This window comes from Shewanella algidipiscicola (assembly GCF_003605125.1).
In the GTDB taxonomy this organism is placed as follows: domain Bacteria; phylum Pseudomonadota; class Gammaproteobacteria; order Enterobacterales; family Shewanellaceae; genus Shewanella; species Shewanella algidipiscicola.
The window spans coordinates 18041-37334 of record NZ_QPQT01000005.1; the positions used below are offsets into that span (position 1 = coordinate 18041).

The window sequence follows — 19294 nt, forward strand, 5'->3', positions numbered from 1 at the left end:
TGTTAACCTCTGCATTGCCTCAATCCTCCTAAATGGGGGAGCATCTCCTCATATTCAACGCCCTATTAATGCCCACTTTTGATCCATTTTGCCACTTACCTGCCACCTCATTTATGCCCTAACAGGCTATTAGTGCTTTAGTCTATAAATGTCAAAATGTGCTTGTGGCGCCTTGGCAGCATTGGGTAGTGTGTTGATCTAATCACTCAGCTCACTGTTACGCATGGAGGCCTCATGTCTGCCGTACCGACATTTGCACATAACAACACTTTTCCGCTTACCCTAAGCCAATATGACGGACACACCAGCTCGCCGTTAATAGAACGCACCATAGGTCACTATTTCGATGACATCGTAAAACGTTACCCTGATAAACTCGCCATTGTGATGCATCATCAAGGGATCCGCTGGAGTTACCAAGAGTATCAAGCACAAATAGATGAACTGGCGGCTGGCCTGCTGGCTATTGGTATCCAACCGGGCGATCGCGTTGGTATCTGGTCACCCAATAATATTGAATGGTGTTTAACTCAATTTGCCACCGCCAAAATTGGCGCCATCATGGTGTGCATCAACCCCGCCTATCGCCCAGAAGAGCTGCAATACGCCCTCAATAATGTCGGTTGCCGCGCCATTATCTGCGCCGAAAAATTTAAGTCGAGCAACTACCTTGAAATGCTCTACCAATTAGCGCCCGAGTTACACGACTGTCAACCGGGGCAACTCACCGCGGCGCAGTTACCCTCGTTAGAATGTGTGATCCGCATGGGGCACGACGCCTCCCCCGGTATGTTCAATTTCGATCAGGTTAAGCGTCCACTGAACAGCGCTGACAAAATACGACTCAATGCCGTTGCCCAAGAGCTCTCGCCTTTTGATGCCATTAATATTCAATTTACCTCAGGCACCACAGGCAACCCAAAAGGCGCAACCTTGAGCCATCATAATATTCTCAACAATGGCCTGTTGGTGGCTAACGCCATGCAGCTGAGCGCCGATGATAAGTTGTGCATCCCAGTACCCTTGTATCACTGTTTTGGCATGGTACTGGGTAACTTATCGTGTATCAGCAAAGGCGCTGCGGCGATATTTCCAAGCGATTCGTTCGATCCGCTCACTACCTTACAGGTGGTTGAAGCAGAAAAGTGCACCGCCCTGCATGGGGTACCGACCATGTTTATCGCTCAGCTTGAGCATCCAGAATTTAATCAGTTTGATGTAAGCTCGCTGCGTACCGGTGTCATGGCAGGCGCCACCTGTCCCGAAGAAGTGATGCGCCGAGTACAAAGTCTGATGTATATGGAACAAGTGCTTATAGGCTACGGACAAACCGAATGCAGTCCAATTAACAACATGACCGAAATTGACTCTTCGGTAGAGAAGCGGGTCACCACGGTGGGGCGTGCTCTGGCTCATACTCAAGTTAAAATAGTCGATGAATTTGGCGAACTCGTGCCCATAGGCCAGCCTGGTGAAGTGTGCAGCCGCGGCTATGGAGTGATGCAGTGTTATTGGAATGATGCTGAAAAAACTGCCGCCACCATAGACAAGGACGGTTGGTTGCACTCGGGCGATATTGGTGAAATGGACAGCGAAGGTTACGTTAAAATTGTCGGGCGTATTAAGGATATGATCATTCGCGGCGGCGAAAATATCTATCCCCGTGAAATTGAAGAGAAGCTTTATAGCCACCCCGATGTACAAGATGCCGCCGTATTTGGAGTGCAAAGTGACAAATACGGTGAAGAGGTGTGCGTGTGGATTAAAGTACAGCCGCGCGCTCAAATTGACGAAGCGGCGATCCGCCATTTCTTAACCGAGAAAATAGCCTACTTCAAGGTGCCTAGGTACATCAAATTTGTCGAACAATACCCAATGACAGTGACGGGTAAAATCCAGAAGTTCAAGATGCGCGAGCTCATGTATCAAGAACTCTATGACGACATTAACCGTCAGCAGGTAAGCTGCGCTTAGATCTGAGGGATAACGGTGCATTTAGTTGCTGACAAGGTGCATCACTCACTGGCACATAAAGGCAAATCGACCAAGCCTTAGCTGTATGCGTAAAAATAGCGACCAAACAAAAAGCCAACCTGCATGCAGGTTGGCTTTTTTAGGTGTATACCAAGCGCTCGTTGGCAGCCCCATCAAGGGGATATCGGCTTGGCGCTTACAAAATAAAGGTTGCGACCTTTTCACTCAAATCGGTTGCCCGATCTTTGAGCATTTTAGCCTGTGTTAGATGACTCATCGCAGATGCGGTGATCTCATCGGTAACATCTTTTATCGCAACCGTATTTTGAGTGATCTCATTGGTCACCTGCGTCTGCTCTTCTGCGGCAGTGGCAATTTGGCCCGCCATATCAGAAATCACATTCACCGCTTGTGTGATCTCATCAAGCGCTTGCGCCGCGGCATTAACATCATTGACACTGTTATTGGCCAATCCCTTACTGCTGTCCATCAAGCTGACCGCTTGCTTGGTGGTATTTTGCAGGGTTTCGATTGTGGTATAGATCTCTTCGGTAGAGTCTTGGGTACGGCGAGATAACACCCGCACTTCATCTGCTACCACCGCAAAACCACGGCCTTGCTCGCCAGCACGCGCCGCTTCGATCGCCGCATTTAGCGCCAACAAGTTGGTCTGCTCTGCGATCCCTTGAATCGTGGTTAAGATGCTCGAAATCGCTTGAGCGTGTCGACTTAACTCACCAATCACTGTAGTTGCCTCGTCAACTTCTGATGCTAGCGCATTAATGGTCGTTCGAGTTTGATCAACCAAACCTTTACCTTGGGTACTACTTTGAGCCGACTGCTGCGCCGCCGCAGCAGTGCTTTCGGCATTAACGGCAATTTCATGGGTCGCGCTCGACATTTCGGTGACCGCAGTGGCAACCATAGACACTTCTTGCTGCTGGCGTTGCAATTCATCGACGCTCGATTGGTTTGTGACTAAGCTCTGCTCGGCATCGGCATCGAGTTCAATAGCCAGCTGACGAATATGGCTGATAAGCTCATGCTGGCTACTGACAAAACGGTTAAAGCTGTCGGCCAGTACGCCCACTTCATCTTGGCTGTCCACTTCGATGCGCTGGGTTAAATCACCATTACCATCGGCAATTCGTGACAGTGCTTGCGATACTCGGCTTAATGGCCCCAGTAACAGGCTTAACAGCCAAGAAATGGCTAATACACTGATGATTAAGGCTAATGCAGCTAAACCTAACTGGGTTAGCATCAAGTTAGTCAATGGGGCTTCGAGGGTCTCTTTATCAAGGACAAACACCAATTGCCAATCGGTATTAGGGATTTCAACTCCCCAAAGCAGTTTATCGCGTCCTTCGGTCTTAAAATACGCGGGCGCTAATTGCCCCGTTTGACGACTGGTTTCAGACAAACGGTTATTCAGCCCATCATCGATATCGGTCACCTTGCCCATCACCTTGCTAGGATCTTTATGGGCTATCACAGTGCCATCTTTATGCATCATGATGGCATAACCATTGGCAGGCAGAGACATACTGTTGACACTATCGACCAAGCTGGCTATAGACACATCGCCGCCTACCACGCCATTACGAGTCGGCTGAGCTATGCTCACCACCAATACATTAAAGGCAACATCTAAATAAGGCTTAGTTATGATAACACCGCGCGCCTGTTGCGCCTGTTGATACCAAGGGCGAGAGCGAGGATCGTATCCCGTACGATCGATACTTGGATCCGAGTCAACCATGACACCGGCGCTACTGCCAAAATAGGTTAGCTGAAAATCGCCAGAGGCTTGTGCTTGCTGTAGCGCATTAAGCGTATCGCCCTCCACTTTAGTAGCCACCGATGCGATGACCCGCTGGCGATCGGCTAGCCACTGTTCAATCCGCATTGCTTGCTGCTCACCAGACTCGCTCACCTGAGCAACACTACTTTGCAGTAACAAGGCTTTTTGGGTGGAATAGCTACGCCAGGATAGCAGTGCAATAACAACCGCAAGGGCAAGCACAACCGATAACAATATTTTTTTCTTGAGTGAATATGAATTCATATTAGATGCTAATCTGATGTTTAATGAAACTAAGGGACAGGGATAAATAAAGCCATATAGTCGCTATATTTAATGTGCGATTAGAGACTGAAAAACCACCTCAATCTTGCCGATATTCTCGCACACGCAATAAAACAACAAAAGAAAAAAAACACTATTTTATAGCGAAAACCACGTCACTTTAACACTGGTAGTACAAGTTTAATTTATTGTTGACGTCAAATTCAGTGTAAAACACTGAACTTGTAAACCAATTGTTTTTGAAAAGCACAGAATGTTAAATAAGCCGTACCTTAAGTAACCTATGTTAAACTTCCCGTTCAGACCCTATTTTTATGAAACCCAGTTTGGTTAACTGCGCTTATTAATCAGTTAATCTGACTCTACGTGACGATGTGCAGCAATGGCTACAAGTAGCATGAATAGGCACCTTGAGTGCCATTTTTACCGCTTAACCTTAAAGGGAGGAACGTTTTGCTCATCTCTACTCTTACCTTACGTTGTCCATTGCGAGGAGGTTTGCCCAAGAGTGTCGCCCCATAGCCAACACAGGATTAACTGCAGATACGCCGCGACATCATGGTATACCCAAATGAGCGACCATCGATGCGGTACATATCATTAATCTGCGCACATTGAATAAAATCATGACGTTGATACAGTTTGTAAGCAGACTGATTCTCTGTCAGCAACCATAAATCAATCACCTCGCAATCAGTGTGCAGCGCCGCCCATACAAACATACTATTGAGTAATTGGCTGCCTATCCCCTGACCACGACAGGACTTATCGACACCCATCCCCAGTAGCACGCGATGCTCGGTATGCGCCTCTTGATAAGGGCGAATATCGATATGCCCCACCAGCTGCTCATTGTCAAAAGCCAGCAACATTCTGCGCCAACCACTTTGTTGCAGCGACTTATCTATGCCCTGTGTGAAGCGGGTGCGCATCTCATCATTGAGCCGCGACTCGGCTACCGACAGCGGCTGAAATGGCACACTGTCATCGGCACCATTCTCTTTGAGTTGCCTGGCCAGATAAACAAAAAAACGGGGTAAATCGTCGCTGGTCGCTAATCGAATGTCCAAAGCTCAGTATCCTTTTTTATAGTTAAGCATGAGTCAATATAGGTCTCTATCACCGCAATGAATAACCCAGCAAGACGCACTGTTAGCAAGATGCTACTAATATTTAGAGAAATTAAGGCAAATAGAATGCGTGATATTTTATCAACACAGGTTAACCGACTGATGTCAAATACACACTTAAAAATCACCTAACTCAGGGTTTATTTAAATTTGCCATAAAAAGAGCCGCGAGCAGCTTGATATGCCCGTAAGACTCAAGGCTAATACAGCTAATGACTATCCCTTATTGGGCTTGAAAAATCTACTATACTCAGGAGCTAATGCTCAATTTTATGACGCAACATCGACACTAATGACGATTTAATATGGAGAGAAGCAATATAAAAAACCCCCTTAATCCATTCACATTTTATACAGGCTTAGGCGCAATCACTTTGCTTAGCGGTTATTACTATTATTTGATGGAATGGTTGTTTTTTATCACTAAGCCATCGATGCTCAGCTACCTCTCTTTACCTGAGCAGGTTTACATCTTGTTCACCGCGCCACTGCCATTAGTAGCCTTTAGCCTTTGTTGCGTTTGCCTTGCCTGCTTAATCTCCTTGATACTCAAGCCCATCAAAAAGTTGCCTAACTACATACATATTGCCATTAGCTATAGTGTTCCAGCAGCCATACTCACGGCTTGTACATTGTTATTAATAGATAATTTTTCTTATACCCTGTTTAAGCTCGCCTCGCATTCAACCACAACGTTAATAACGAAGAGTTATTACTGGATAATTCTCAGCCTGTTTATGCTCTACTTTATCGATAAACTGCCTGCCATCAATCACGCTATTGCGCTGCGAAGTGGTAAAGCAATCGCACTTTGCGCGATCTTGATATGCTTATCCAGTCTGGCACTGCTAGCCTCATATCGCGCTCCTCTGTCATTAGCATCAGGATTGCCACCGACTGAAGTAACTGAAAAGTTACCTAATATTCTATTTTTCAATGCCGATGGTGTAAGAAGCGACAACATGTCGGTATATGGTTATGAACGAGCAACAACCCCTTTCATGGACAGTATTGCTAACGAGAGTGTGATCTACTTTAACCATTGGACTAATTCATCGAAAACAACAGGCTCAATAGGATCACTCCTCAGTGGTAAATACCCTACTCGCACGAAAGTCATTTTCAGACCCGATACCTTTACGGGCGAAGACATGTTTCAACACTTACCGGGAATATTAAAACAACTTGGCTATTTTAATATCGATATCACCATGAGGCACTACATCGATCCTGACGATTTAAAATTACGTAATAGCTTCGATTATGCCAATGACCGCTATATAACGACTATAAGCGACTCATTTAATCACGCCTATCTGCGAAGTTGGCCCGCAACGGTACAATTCATCGAGGAAAACGGACAAAGATTACAACAGCGTCTCACACATTTATTGACCGATTCATCCATGGTAAACCCTCACAAACAAGTTAACCAGGGTCATTCACTGCGCCCACAATCATCAGACCAAGGTAGAATGGAGCAACTTAAACAACAGCTTATGACCGCTCCGCGCCCATTCTTTGCTAACATTCATCTTTTGGGGCCACACGGTAATCGTTTTATTTACGAGCAGCCCATCTTCACAGCAGACAAACACCAACCTCTCCCTTGGCAGGTCGATCACTACGACAATGCCATCTTTCAATGGGATAGTTATAGCCGAGATATTTATCGCTTACTTGAGGCTTCAGGTGAACTTGAAAACACGCTACTCGTATTTAATAGCGACCATGGTTGGCGTCACCATATTAATGAGACACTGCCACTGATCATTCGCTACCCAAACCAGACCCGCACAGGTGTGGTGACCCAAGCATCCCAGCGACTGGATATTGCCCCGACCGTCTTGGGCTATTTAGGCATAACCCCGCCAACGTGGATGGATGGCCACGATCTCAATGCTCGGAGCGACAATGATTACCCTATTTTCATTGTGACTTCTGCACGGCTACAAGCCAGTAATGCCGGAGACTGGAAGATCGCCGCCAAGTTAACGCCTCCTTTTTATTCACTGGGCACTATGTCAATGCTGTATTGCGGAGTGCTTTATTCCATAGATGTTAATGATATTCTTCAACCGAGGCTTTCATATCAAGAGGTTGAAAATAAAAAATCTTCTTGTACGGCATCGTCGCTAACACCAAGATCGGCCTATAAAAAGATAATTAGCCATCTGCAGCATATGGGTTATGACACCGGCTCTGTGTTCGAACACGTCGCCGATGAGACTCGTGATAAACAATATAGCGTGCGTGTTGAGTGAGGCACATTATCTCGATGAATAATGTCAAAACGTCCCGCCAAGGCTCGTTCAAAACCTGCTTGGTGATAATCGGTAAAGATATCTTCGCGCGTCGCTAACAGCCGTTGTACTTGAGAGTCTTCTTTAGGCACAAACTCAATGATCAGGCAATCAAGTACCAATGAATGAAATAACGCTATGATCTTCGTTAAAGGGACATTATTAGTGATCGCCAAATGATGAATTAACGCTAAGGCAATAACGGTTTCAAACCTCCCGCGTTGGATAAAGGAGCGTCGCTCGGTGTTACTCCAGCCGATGGCTGGCGATGGGTTAAATAAGTCTAATACGATAGGCAGTATGCCCTTATCCTTGTTCGCTTTGACTTTAAGGTAATGTTGTTCGACCGCGGCCTCATCAATATCCAATGACACAACCAGATCAGCATAATTAGCAGCTAAGCGGCTAAAACGTCCTGAATTTGCCCCAATATCGGCAAGTGAAGACAACCCACGACGCCCTTGTTCAAGGTAGCGCTCGACAAGATCATACTTCCCCTGCATTGCAGCCACGCCATAGTTGGTGTTGTCATAATAGTGGGCCCATTGAGTCTTTTTGGGTTGCCAACTTAGTTTACCAATATCATTTTTTAAACTAGAGATTAATGCCTTAACGCGAGCCGCCGACATTTGAGATTCAACACGAGCTACTCGCTGCTTGCCTCGCTCCCCACTGTCACCATAGTAACCCTGCAATTTTGCATGCAAGTGAATGTGCGATACGGCATTAAAGCGAAACCAACTGTGCCATGGTAATAAGTGACTAGCTAAATCTAACGGTACACCGTCGATATACAATTGGGCCAACCTGCCCAGGCGATAGTCACAACTTATTTTAAGCAGTAAGGGGGCTAAAAAATGCTGACAAAACTGACGATAAGCGACCCAAGGTCCGGCGCTATAACGACAAAAAGATAAGGTATCAATAAAGATGGGCCGCCCCTGATAAAATTGAACATTAAAAGCACTCGCATCCTTAAGGGTAAATCCATATTGCAGCGCTAATAATTGGATATCTAACGTTAATATTGCGGCATCTTGCAGCTGGCTAAAGCTCCATTCGTATGGATATGAAATAAAAGGGATCAACTGGGGTTTTAGCACCTTATAAGTGTTTTCCCCATGAACTCCTTCGAGACTGACTTCCTGATGTTCGACAAGATAGCCACGCTCCACAAGCGCCTGATGCAGCCCACTGTCGGTATAGGCATCAAATTCCTCTTTATATGAGATATTCACTTGCCGATATAAATTTTCTCTATGCCAAAAAACAAATCCCCCACTATCTCTAAATGACGCCTGTTCCTTTTCAATATCAACCATAAAATAACCCATTCTTTATTAACGAAAATGACCTTTATGATGATAACTATAGACCATAAAACATTTGCCCTATGACCAATGGCTAACTACATTAAAATCTAATGAGTCCCCCCTTTACTCTCCACTGTGAGGAAGTGAGAATATGCAAAATAACCTCAATCGACGCCTATATGCCGCATCGATATTATTATTCAGTTCCCCTGCATACGCCTATCTCGATCCCGGAACGGGAAGTATCATTTTGCAAGCAATTATTGCAGCCATTGTTGTCGGATTTGCCACCCTGCGTATTTGGTGGGATAAATTGTTGACACTACTGAAATTACGCAAAAAAAACTCACTCACACAAGAGGAAATTCAAAATCCTCCCAATCGCGACGTCAACAAGCCTTAACGCCACGAATTTGGTCTCTCTTTTTAGTTGCCAGCCCCCAAACAAACTAGGTGACATCAACACACAGGGTGCTAAAATGTCGGCCTATTTCACTACATAACTGGATATTGGCAATGCGAGTTAGCAAGTACCTGCTGTCAACACAAAAAGAGACCCCAGCAAACGCTGAGGTGGTAAGTCATCAATTAATGCTACGTGCGGGAATGATCCGTCGTAACGCATCAGGTCTTTACAGCTGGTTGCCGACAGGCTTACGTGTACTGCGTAAGATTGAAGCGATTGTGCGTGAAGAGATGAACAATGCAGGTGCTGTTGAGATCTTAATGCCCATGGTACAACCGGCTGATCTGTGGGTTGAAACTGGTCGTTGGGAAAAATTTGGTCCTGAGCTACTGCGCTTTCAAGACCGTCACAACCGTGACTTCGTCTTAGGCCCAACCCATGAAGAAGTGATCACCGACATCGTTCGTAAAGAAGTTAACTCATACAAGCAGTTACCACTTAACCTTTACCAAATTCAAACTAAATTCCGCGATGAAGTACGTCCACGTTTTGGTGTGATGCGCTCGCGTGAATTTTTGATGAAAGACGCTTACTCTTTCCATTTAGATCAAGAAACCATGGATGAAACCTACGAGGCGATGTACACCGCCTATAGCAACATCCTCAGCCGTATGGGTCTGGCGTTCCGCCCAGTACTTGCTGATACCGGTTCTATCGGTGGCAGCATGTCACATGAATTCCACGTATTAGCCAACAGCGGTGAAGACTTAATTGCTTACTCAACTGAGAGTGATTACGCCGCTAACATCGAAAAAGCAGAAGCGCCAATCCCAACTGAGCCACGCGGCGCAGCAACGGTTGAAATGAGCATTATCGATACGCCTAATGCCAAAACCATTGAAGAGCTCGTCTCACAGCACGGCATCGCTATCGAAAAAACCGTTAAGACCATTATTGTTAAAGGTGCAACCGAAGAAGCGCCGTTAGTTGCCATTATCATTCGTGGCGACCATGAACTTAACGAAGTGAAAGTTGAGAAGCTTGACGCCGTATTGGCTCCATTTGAGATGGCCGATGAAGCCGATATCCGTAATGCCATTGGCGCAGGCCCTGGTTCATTAGGTCCTGTCGGGCTTAATATTCCAGTCTATATTGACCACAGCGTTAACATCATGAGTGATTTTGCCGCTGGCGCTAACCAAGATGGTAAGCACTATGTGGGCATCAACTGGGAACGCGACCTACCGGAAGCACCCGTTGCTGACTTACGTAACGTCATCGAAGGTGAAGCGAGCCCATGTGGCAAGGGCACGATCGGACTGCTACGCGGCATCGAAGTGGGTCATATCTTCCAGTTAGGCACTAACTACTCAGAGTCGATGGGTGCTAACGTACTTGATGAAAATGGCAAGTCAAAAACCTTACTGATGGGTTGTTACGGTGTGGGCGTAAGCCGCATGGTGGCAGCGGCGATTGAGCAAAACAATGATGATCGCGGCATTATCTGGCCAGATGCGATTGCACCGTTCAAAGTGGGCATCTTGCCAATGAACATGCACAAATCTCACCGCGTTAAGGATATGGCTGAACAGTTATACCAAGACCTTAACGATGCCGGTATCGAAGTGCTGTTTGACGACCGTAAAGAGCGCCCTGGCGTAATGTTTGCCGATATGGAGCTTATCGGTCTGCCACACGTTATCGTGATTGGCGATCGCAACATCGACAGCGGTGTATTCGAATATAAGAACCGCCGCACAGGTGAAAAACAAGATATTCCATTCGATCAAATCATCGACTTTATTCAGTCTGCTAAATAAAACGGGATCTGAATCGATACTTAAAAACGCCCAGCTTATGCCGGGCGTTTTTTATGGATGGTGTCATTCACAATCTGTAAACCGCTGTATTTGCCATTTAACGCCATTCCCCCACAGCAACGTCACATTCGTACCCGATACGGTTATACAACTCTCACCATTAGCTCTGTAACTCCTTCGTCATCGCTTTGCTAAAAAATTGCATGCCTTTACCCACTAAAACAATCACCACGGCACCTAGTAGCACAGGCGTAACCAGAAAAGTCCACCCCTGCCCAGCTAACATAATCAGCAAAGGATTTGCACCTGCTGGCGGATGAGTGGTTTTGGTCAGCAACATAGCACTCACCCCAACCCCCGTAGCCAAGGCCAATGTCAGTGGTGATACGCCTATGTATTGGGTAAAAAATACGCCAACAAAAGCGGTAATTAAATGACCCAATATCACATTTTTTGGCTGTGCTAATGGGCTATCTGGAACACCAAAAACCAATACAGCCGTGGCACCAAAAGGCGCCATCAACAATGCAACATCACTCAATGTCGAGTCAAAAAACGACAGTAAGCCAATCGCCAAAAACGCACCCACACCCGCCACAATCGATAAAACAATATTATTCATGCTAACCTCAATAAAAGTATACCAGTCTGTCTACCCGAATAGAGTAGACAAATCGGTATACTTTTGTCAATATACTTTTTTAAAGACGAATCGCCTCTAAAGAAACACCGTTTTCAAAGAAAAACGCCTTGAATGGAGAGAAACATGAGTCAAAAACGTCAGCGACTGTTAGACACAGCACTAACACTTTTTTACCAAAACGGTATTAATTCTGTCGGCATCAACGAAATACTTGCCGTTTCGGGTATCGCCAAGCGAACCCTTTATATTCATTTTCCAAGTAAAGACGCTTTAGTTTTCGCCGCGCTGCAACAAAGGCACGATATTTTTATCGCCTGGCTGAAACAAAAACTGGCCAATACAAAGTCAACAAACGAGGTTATTCATAGCCTATTCTCAGCACTAGAAAGTTGGTTTAGTAACCAAGAAGCCGAACTCGGCCCTTTTAGAGGCTGTTTTTTTATTAATACCTCTGCCGAATTTAGCGACATCAACAGTGACATTTTTAACTTCTGTCACCATCACAAACAACAAGTGAGGCAAGTGATAGCTGATCACCTAATAAGCAACAACAGTGAACTCCTCGAGGCGATGTGTATCATGAAAGAGGGGGCAATTGTCACCGCTCATCTATGTGGAAGCGGCAAAGAAGTGACTGCTAACTGCATCAAGATACTGGAAAAACTGGAAACATCATGATGCTAGCTTTAGCAATTAGTTTATCGAAATGGCAGCTTGACACAGCAGGTTAAGTACCACTTGCATGTTTGTCAGTTGCTTAGGTGCAGCGTACACATTAAGGCGGATTTAAACGTAAAATGGAAAGTGTTGGGCGTCCTGCTTGAGCCTTGTTATCCCTACGCTCGCAGCGGCTTTTCCATTGGAATACAATCCAAACTAATGCCTATTGGTGAGTAATAGGTAGACAACTCGTCCCCAGTAAAACCACATGAGCGATAAAAAGGCGCAGCATTTAACGTAGAGTCCAACTTAAGCAAGCGCAGGCCACATTCTTTAGCCAGCTTCTCTAGGAACTCAAGCATTTGTCTTGCCGCCCCTATTCCAAAGTGTTCAGGCTCTACGAAGATAGCATCGACCAACCCCGTGTCGGTATTGAGCTTGCCACTACCAATCACTCGACCACCTTTTTCTGACACATAAAAGGTGTCGGTAACATCTTGAACGAACCCATCCGATACTCCACCTTGCGTCCACAAAGTGAGTTGTTGTTTGCTGTAATATGCTGAACATTTAGCAAGAATAGCCCTCCTCCTTAATTCATAAATCACCTGAGCATCAGACTTAATGGCTTTCCTTATTGTGATCATAAACGTCCCTCAAGTGCTTTATACATAATTGCGCATCAAGTGATGACCGAAGCCATCACCTCCTCCATAAAACAACAAAACGTTTAAAATCAACATCATTTCTTGTTAATGTTTCCTAATGCGGCAAAGAGGTACATGGCAACAGCCAGCACAGCATCAGACAAGCTTAAAGTAAATGACAGTACCTAACAGCGCAGAATGTAAGGCATCACATTAACGGTGAGTTGCTTTATTTTTGGGTTATGGTTTAAAAAAGCGCAATAAACTCGCTGGCTACAACACCCTATTCGTTAGGCTTTTATTAGCTCAGAACAAGATTGCCCGCTTAAGTGACTCTTTATTAAAACGTTAATCTTTTCTTTTAACCATACCGGACCAAAATCAGCGATGTCATTGTGTTTTGCATTAGGAATCTTAACGACGCAACTTCCATACTTTTCTTGTTCTATTCCTGTTGGCAATACGCCTGTATCTGCAGGGAAGTCACTCGCCCGAATAGATAGTATACGGAGATCACTATTACGAGGTAGAGGAACACGCCTATGATCTAGCGTTATAATTCTTTGAATGTAACTCTTATTTTCATTAGCTAACCACGCTGAAATATCGCCACCATTAGAGTGACCAATGAGTATCAACTCATCAAAATTGTATTGTTTGAAGCGTTGGCTCAATGAGACTTGTAAGAAGTCTAATGTTTCGGCACCGCGACTCCAATTTTCACTTCGTGTTGCATATAAATGACCTGAAACTGACAAAGCTGGATCGCCGGGCAACTCATGGCCTACGGCAATAACAAGATAACCAAGTTGATTGAACTGCTGAGATAAGAAAGTATATTGTAAATGCGATATACCATATCCTGCGCTTAAAAATGCAACAGGACATTTTGATTCAGTAGAGCAGGACTCAATATTATGAGGGAAAGTAATTTCGATTGGAATCGTTCTATTTCTGGTTTGATCAAAAATTGTCTCTGCATTTACGCTATTTAACCAGCACGTAATTATGATTACGAATCCTTTTAGGTAACTCATAACGCTCCTTAAAGCCTAATCTCTTAATAACGATAGGTTGGCCTTCTCTACAAGGCGTAAACCGCTTATAAGACTTGGCCGCTGCCACATCCATGGATATGGTCTGCATTATGTTATTGTATTGGTGAGCATTACACCAGTTTGCGATTTCGTGGTAGTCATTTTTGAGCTTAGCTTAGGTAATTAGTCTTCTTTTTGATTTTCACTTTCCCCTCTCATTACTCACACCTGATGCAGCTAAATCGAAGAGATTGCATAGTCGAGTGTAGATGCAGCCGAGGGTATCGAAAACAGGGACGTTTTAGCAGAGCAGCGATAGCCAACTACGTTCCCTATATTTTTTGGCATTTTCTACATCCGTATCGGTCAGATGTTTTCGCTAAACGGCCAAGGAAGACGCACAAGGTTATCCCTATCTAAAAACCAGTTAGGCATCTATGCCCCGTGCTCGAGGCTGCGCTGCCCCCTTAATAAGTGACTCTCTCACCAAACACAAAAATACCCAGCCTCATTCAAGGCTAGGCATTACACTTATGCCAATAACTGACTAAGTACAGAATCGAGGGAGTATCGACGCTCATTCTTAGCACAATTTTTAGCGCTACTTTTTAGCACGACATAAAATTGTTATCTTTTATCCTCAATCACCACGCCATCATTGGCCAATGTCCCTGTGGCAACCAAAGCCACCTCGCCACTGAGCTGGGTTTCGGCTCGAATAGAGGCGCTAATGGCCGCTATATCCAGTTGCGAGCGCTGGGCGTCATCCACTTCACACAGTAAACACATAGTATCGTTATGGTTACTGCTCGCGATCACTAGCCGTACTTTAGCAAGCTCGCTATGACGACAGCGAATACGCTCAACTTGTTCTGGGTGCACAAACAAGCCTTTCACTTTACAGGTTTGATCGGCGCGGCCCATCCAGCCTTTAATACGCATATTGGTGCGCCCGCAGCGACTTTCGCCACCCATTAAGGCTGACAAATCCCCTGTGGCAAAGCGGATCAGCGGATAATCACGATTAAAGCTGGTAACCACCACCTCGCCGACTTCGCCATCGGCAACAGGAGTTAACGTACCTGGGCGCACAATTTCGACAATAATATCTTCGGCAACCACTAAGCCATCATCGCTGACACTTTCAAAGGCGATAAGCCCCAGATCGGCAGTCGCATAAGCCTGCTTAACGGCAATGCCCGCCTCGACAAAGCGGGCTTTGAGGGGCGCCGTTAACGCCTCACCAGAGACCAGCGCCTTAGTGATCGATGAGACATCGCAATCCAACTGCTGCGCCTTCTCGAGCAAGATATTTAAAAATGAGGGTGTGCCGCAATAGCCATTGGGCTTTAAGCTGCCAATCAAGGCCAGTTGCTGCTCTGTCTGCCCGGGACCTGCGGGGATCACGCTGCAACCACAGGCCTTAGCGCCCGAGTCCATCATGAAGCCGCCGGGGGTTAAATGATAAGAGAGGCAATTTTGCACCCGATCGCCCTGACGAAAACCCGCAGCAAAAAACGCTTGTCCCATACGCCACCAATCATGGCCATCACATTCGGGCTCATGAATTGGGCCCGGCGATTGAAATATGCGCCCCACGCTATGCTGATTGGGAGTCATGCCGGCAAAAGGCGGCTTCGCGGCCTGCAATTCAATCAGATCGGCCTTACGGGTGATGGGCAGCGTCGCTAGTGCTGCCCGGCTATTGATTTGGCTAACATCAATGTCGGCTAACCGCGCCGCATAATAGTCGCAGTGGCTTTTAGCAAAGCTGAGCTGATCGGCCAGCGCCGACATAAGGTAGTCTTCGCGAACAGCGGCGCTTTGCCCTTCCAGTGGGTGATAAAAATGGCTCATGTCGGCTCCTATTACAACCAGCGTTTACGGCGTTTATACGACTTTAAATTTTTAAAACTTTTGCGAGTTTCATTGCCGCCCCCCAGATAAAACTCTTTTACGTCTTCGTTATTGAGCAGCTGCGCCTTACTGCCATCGAGCACTATCTTGCCCGATTCCATGATATAGCCATAGTTGGCTGCCTTTAAGGCGTAGTTGGCATTTTGCTCCACCAGCAGCATGGTGATCCCCTGCTCGCGATTGATCTTTTCTATGATGCCAAACACCTCTTTTACCAATAGCGGTGAAAGGCCCATCGAAGGCTCATCGAGGCAGATCATCTTAGGACGGGCCATTAACGCGCGGCCGATGGCCAGCATTTGCTGCTCGCCGCCCGACAGGTATCCGGCGAGCCCTGTGCGCTCTTTCAGGCGTGGGAAATAGTTAAACACCATCTCAATGTCTTGATTAACTTGACCGTCATGGCGGGTATAGGCGCCTAACTTTAAATTTTCAATCACGCTCATATCTTCGATGATCCGCCGACCTTCCATCACCTGAAATAGGCCCGAGCGCACCACATCCGAAGCATTTTGGGTATCGATTCGCTCGCCCATAAAATGGATATCACCACGGGAGACCTCACCGTTTTCGGTCTTTAGTAGTCCAGATATCGCCTTCAAGGTGGTCGATTTACCTGCGCCATTAGGGCCAAGTAGGGTGACGATTTCGCCTTGTGGCACATCGATACTGACGCCGCGAAGCACCTGAATGACATCGTCATACACCACTTCGATATTATTAATAGAGAGAATGGGGCTTTCTGGCTTTAACTGCACTGCTTGTGTCATAACAACTCCAGGGCGATAGGTGATGGCCTAGCAGGCAGAAGTGCCCTGCTAGGCCGAAATGGGTGATTAATAACCTAACCAATCAACGCGGCGCTCAAGCGTGACTTGGTTGACCTTCTCAACCTTAATGTCTCCGCCGTTGTAGTTGCCTTTGTAGATGTTGACCTGATTAATGCCGCGGTGATCTTCTGGGCTCCACGTCGCCGCTAAGCAGACGCCTTCAAGCCCTTTAGGCACCCAGTTTTGCTGCACATACATGCCTTTTTTAACGTTAGGCCCAGTAATACCACCATTGGCCTTAGCCCACTCCATCGACTCTTTCATAAAGTAGGTAGAGCAAACACCGCGAATATAGTGGTGTAGACGAGGTTCTTGCCCACTCGCATCGGACATTTTTGAGATCTCACGAACCAAGGCCATGCCCGGTACATCATCGCCCCAAAACGGGGTCATGGTAGGGAAAATATAGTTTTTCACCCCTTCACCCGCCGCCTGAAACACCAACTTGTCGCCGCCCCAAATATTAGACATAAACTGAATATCTGTGCCGACCGTGTCGCACGACTTGATTAACGACTGCACCGAACCGCCTAAGTTGCCGATATAGCCATAATTGGTCCCCGAACTTTTAAGGCTTAAACATTGCGCTTTAAAGTCACCGGGTTTCATCGATATCACTACCGGCGGCTGTACATCAAAGCCAAGCTCGGTGGCGTATTCGGCACATGCCTCTTTAGGGGCGTTAGGGAACGGATGGTTGGCACCAATGTGGGTGAACTTTGGCTTGCCCTGCCCACCTTTTGCTTGCCAATCCTCTGCGGCCCACTGCACCAAGCCGCGACATGCATCAGAATAAGACGCGCCATAGAAGAAGTTATACGGCGCAGGCTTTTTGGTATTGGGGTTTTTACCTTGAGGATCGGTTAGATGCCCCGAATAGGAAGCCGAGAAGATCGGCAGTTCATCTTTAGCGGCAAAAGAGATCAACGCTTCGGTATCGGCCGTGCCCCAGCCCTGCATCGCCACCATATTTTCACGCGACAACCACTTTTTATAGGAGGCGATAGCCTGCGGCACCTTGTAAGCATAATCTATGGTTTCATATTCCAGCGTGGTGCCGTCGATACCGCCATTGGCATTGATATACGCCAGTGCATCACGCACGCCATCGGCATACGGTTTGCCCACAAACGCCGTGGGACCAGACATATCGGCAAGATGGCCAACAAATACCGAATCTTCGGCTTGCACGCCCGCACTGACTAAGGTGATGCCAGCTAATGTCGAGCCAAGTAATAGTGTCTTATACATAATAATTTCCCTTCAAAAATGGTCCATCAGGTTGAACGCTGCCGTCCCAAAGTGGGTTAGGCTAAGCCCGTTCTCATATCAAACTGCGTGCTTCTTTAAAGGCTAAGAAGAGTATCTTGTTAACGCTGCTCGCCAGCGCCGCTAACCCCTGTGCCCGCTCTTGGGCACAGGTAAAACCTGTCACCACTAATAAGCAAATGGATAGCACTTCCAGTAGTTTTTAATTTGGCCCCAGCGATGGGCTAATCCTTGCGGTTCAAAAATCAAAAACAAGATGATCACCAAGCCAATGGCCATCTCTTTGATATAGGCAAGGCCATCGGTCACCATAGGGATGTCCCCCCACGGGGTATAATTCATTAACCCCACCATGCTCTCGAGCACTTCGGGCAGTAACACCATAAACACCACCCCCATTAAGGTGCCTTTTACCGAACCTAGACCACCGATGATCACCATGGCCAGAAACTGAATCGACATAAAAATGGTAAAGCCTTCCGCCGAGACATAACCCAAATAGTGGGCGTACAACGCCCCACCAATACCGGCGTAGAAAGAGGAGATACCAAAAGACAACAGGCGATACTTATTCAATTTAACGCCCATGATCTCGGCAGAAAGATAATGGTCGCGTACCGCCACAAAGGCGCGGCCATCGCGGCTACGCATCAAGTTACAACCCCAGATATACATAAACACTAAGGCGAACAGCGCGATAAAGTAGAAGCTCAAGTCGGTATCAAATTCAAACCCAAACAGGTTAACTGGCGCAGCCATCGCCCCCGACGCACCGCCAGAAAACCATTCGGCGCGGCCAAAAAAATCCTGAATAATGAACTGCGCTGCCAAGGTAGCAATCGCCAAGTACAAGCCCTTAATGCGTGCTGCCGGCATACCAAACATCATGCCAACCGCCATGGTTAAGAAACCCGCCAAGGGGATACAAAACACCACAGGAATATTAAAACTGGTATTGAGCCAGGCCGAGGCAAACGCACCAAAGCCAAAAAAGGCTCCGTGACCTAAGGAGATCTGTCCGGTAAAGCCCACCAGAATATTGAGCCCCAAGGCCGCAATGCCAAGATAGGAGATTTGAATAAATAGGGTTAAAAAGTAACCATCGAGCACCAAAGGTGCCGCGCATGCCAGTGCGATCACCATGATGGTTACTAATCGAATAGTACTGGTTTCGAAAATGGTATTATCCGCCTTATAACTGGTGCGGAAATCACCACAGGGGCGCATCGCCAAACTAGACATAACAAACTCCTTGG

Annotated in this window: 15 protein-coding genes; 5 read left to right on the forward strand and 10 right to left on the reverse strand. The window is 46.5% G+C overall.

What is annotated here, in order from left to right; translation table 11 throughout:
- Nucleotides 1-234: 234 nt before the first annotated feature.
- Entirely contained in the window at nt 235-1974 is a 1740-nt protein-coding gene (locus DVO77_RS06475) for an AMP-binding protein (RefSeq protein ID WP_119977771.1), read from the forward strand.
- Between the two features lie 196 nt (nt 1975-2170).
- Here the strand turns inward: DVO77_RS06475 and DVO77_RS06480 are convergent, their stop codons facing one another.
- Together DVO77_RS06480 and DVO77_RS06485 are read right to left on the reverse strand one after the other, a co-directional pair.
- Nucleotides 2171-4042, reverse strand: a complete 1872-nt coding sequence (locus tag DVO77_RS06480) for a methyl-accepting chemotaxis protein (RefSeq protein WP_119977772.1) — start codon at nt 4040-4042, stop codon at nt 2171-2173.
- A gap of 554 nt (nt 4043-4596) precedes the next feature.
- Nucleotides 4597-5133 (reverse strand): GNAT family N-acetyltransferase, encoded by a 537-nt coding sequence (locus DVO77_RS06485; protein WP_119977773.1) that lies wholly within the window; start codon nt 5131-5133, stop codon nt 4597-4599.
- Between the two features lie 461 nt (nt 5134-5594).
- Between DVO77_RS06485 and DVO77_RS06490 the strand changes: the two genes are divergently transcribed.
- Complete coding sequence (locus DVO77_RS06490; protein ID WP_249038123.1) at nt 5595-7457, forward strand: sulfatase-like hydrolase/transferase; 1863 nt, start codon at nt 5595-5597, stop codon at nt 7455-7457.
- On the opposite strand, the gene DVO77_RS06495 is transcribed toward DVO77_RS06490, so the two are convergent.
- The gene (locus tag DVO77_RS06495) at nt 7382-8818 is read right to left on the reverse strand and encodes a class I SAM-dependent methyltransferase (RefSeq protein ID WP_119977775.1); all 1437 of its coding nucleotides are present in this window, start codon (nt 8816-8818) and stop codon (nt 7382-7384) included. The two genes, DVO77_RS06490 and DVO77_RS06495, sit on opposite strands and share 76 nt — an antisense overlap.
- A gap of 142 nt (nt 8819-8960) precedes the next feature.
- On the opposite strand from DVO77_RS06495, the gene DVO77_RS06500 reads away from it, so the two are divergent.
- Nucleotides 8961-9212: a hypothetical protein gene (locus DVO77_RS06500; RefSeq protein WP_119977776.1), complete on the forward strand. Its 252-nt coding sequence runs from the start codon at nt 8961-8963 to the stop codon at nt 9210-9212.
- Nucleotides 9213-9325: 113 nt separating this feature from the next.
- Nucleotides 9326-11035: a proline--tRNA ligase gene (locus DVO77_RS06505; protein ID WP_119977777.1), complete on the forward strand. Its 1710-nt coding sequence runs from the start codon at nt 9326-9328 to the stop codon at nt 11033-11035.
- A 160-nt stretch (nt 11036-11195) separates the two neighbouring features.
- Here DVO77_RS06505 and DVO77_RS06510 read toward each other — a convergent pair whose 3' ends face one another.
- Nucleotides 11196-11657: an HPP family protein gene (locus tag DVO77_RS06510; RefSeq protein WP_110458641.1), complete on the reverse strand. Its 462-nt coding sequence runs from the start codon at nt 11655-11657 to the stop codon at nt 11196-11198.
- Nucleotides 11658-11801: 144 nt separating this feature from the next.
- Between DVO77_RS06510 and DVO77_RS06515 the strand changes: the two genes are divergently transcribed.
- Nucleotides 11802-12356 carry a TetR/AcrR family transcriptional regulator gene (locus tag DVO77_RS06515; protein WP_110458640.1) on the forward strand — a complete coding sequence of 185 codons (555 nt, stop codon included), beginning with the start codon at nt 11802-11804 and terminating at the stop codon, nt 12354-12356.
- A 158-nt stretch (nt 12357-12514) separates the two neighbouring features.
- Here DVO77_RS06515 and DVO77_RS06520 read toward each other — a convergent pair whose 3' ends face one another.
- The 6 genes from DVO77_RS06520 to DVO77_RS06545 all read right to left on the reverse strand — a co-directional run bounded on the left by DVO77_RS06520 (nt 12515) and on the right by DVO77_RS06545 (nt 19280).
- Complete coding sequence (locus DVO77_RS06520) at nt 12515-12985, reverse strand: GNAT family N-acetyltransferase (protein WP_119977778.1); 471 nt, start codon at nt 12983-12985, stop codon at nt 12515-12517.
- A 290-nt stretch (nt 12986-13275) separates the two neighbouring features.
- On the reverse strand, nt 13276-14022 hold the full coding sequence (locus DVO77_RS06525; protein ID WP_119977779.1) for an alpha/beta hydrolase: 747 nt from the start codon (nt 14020-14022) through the stop codon (nt 13276-13278).
- 627 nt (nt 14023-14649) lie between these two features.
- Entirely contained in the window at nt 14650-15879 is a 1230-nt protein-coding gene (locus tag DVO77_RS06530; protein WP_119977780.1) for a phenylacetate--CoA ligase family protein, read from the reverse strand.
- Nucleotides 15880-15890: 11 nt separating this feature from the next.
- Nucleotides 15891-16709 (reverse strand): ABC transporter ATP-binding protein, encoded by an 819-nt coding sequence (locus DVO77_RS06535; protein ID WP_110458636.1) that lies wholly within the window; start codon nt 16707-16709, stop codon nt 15891-15893.
- A gap of 66 nt (nt 16710-16775) precedes the next feature.
- Complete coding sequence (locus DVO77_RS06540; protein ID WP_110458635.1) at nt 16776-18020, reverse strand: ABC transporter substrate-binding protein; 1245 nt, start codon at nt 18018-18020, stop codon at nt 16776-16778.
- Nucleotides 18021-18206: 186 nt separating this feature from the next.
- Entirely contained in the window at nt 18207-19280 is a 1074-nt protein-coding gene (locus DVO77_RS06545) for a branched-chain amino acid ABC transporter permease (RefSeq protein ID WP_110458634.1), read from the reverse strand.
- Nucleotides 19281-19294 lie beyond the last annotated feature (14 nt).

Coding starts and splice junctions, on each gene's coding strand:
- DVO77_RS06475 (WP_119977771.1), top strand. CDS start 235: ATGTCTGCCGTACCGACATTTGCACATAACAACACTTTTCCGCTTACC.
- DVO77_RS06480 (WP_119977772.1), bottom strand. CDS start 4,042: ATGAATTCATATTCACTCAAGAAAAAAATATTGTTATCGGTTGTGCTT.
- DVO77_RS06490 (WP_249038123.1), top strand. CDS start 5,595: ATGGAATGGTTGTTTTTTATCACTAAGCCATCGATGCTCAGCTACCTC.
- DVO77_RS06495 (WP_119977775.1), bottom strand. CDS start 8,818: ATGGTTGATATTGAAAAGGAACAGGCGTCATTTAGAGATAGTGGGGGA.
- DVO77_RS06500 (WP_119977776.1), top strand. CDS start 8,961: ATGCAAAATAACCTCAATCGACGCCTATATGCCGCATCGATATTATTA.
- DVO77_RS06505 (WP_119977777.1), top strand. CDS start 9,326: ATGCGAGTTAGCAAGTACCTGCTGTCAACACAAAAAGAGACCCCAGCA.
- DVO77_RS06510 (WP_110458641.1), bottom strand. CDS start 11,657: ATGAATAATATTGTTTTATCGATTGTGGCGGGTGTGGGTGCGTTTTTG.
- DVO77_RS06515 (WP_110458640.1), top strand. CDS start 11,802: ATGAGTCAAAAACGTCAGCGACTGTTAGACACAGCACTAACACTTTTT.
- DVO77_RS06520 (WP_119977778.1), bottom strand. CDS start 12,985: ATGATCACAATAAGGAAAGCCATTAAGTCTGATGCTCAGGTGATTTAT.
- DVO77_RS06525 (WP_119977779.1), bottom strand. CDS start 14,022: ATGAGTTACCTAAAAGGATTCGTAATCATAATTACGTGCTGGTTAAAT.
- DVO77_RS06530 (WP_119977780.1), bottom strand. CDS start 15,879: ATGAGCCATTTTTATCACCCACTGGAAGGGCAAAGCGCCGCTGTTCGC.
- DVO77_RS06535 (WP_110458636.1), bottom strand. CDS start 16,709: ATGACACAAGCAGTGCAGTTAAAGCCAGAAAGCCCCATTCTCTCTATT.
- DVO77_RS06540 (WP_110458635.1), bottom strand. CDS start 18,020: ATGTATAAGACACTATTACTTGGCTCGACATTAGCTGGCATCACCTTA.
- DVO77_RS06545 (WP_110458634.1), bottom strand. CDS start 19,280: ATGTCTAGTTTGGCGATGCGCCCCTGTGGTGATTTCCGCACCAGTTAT.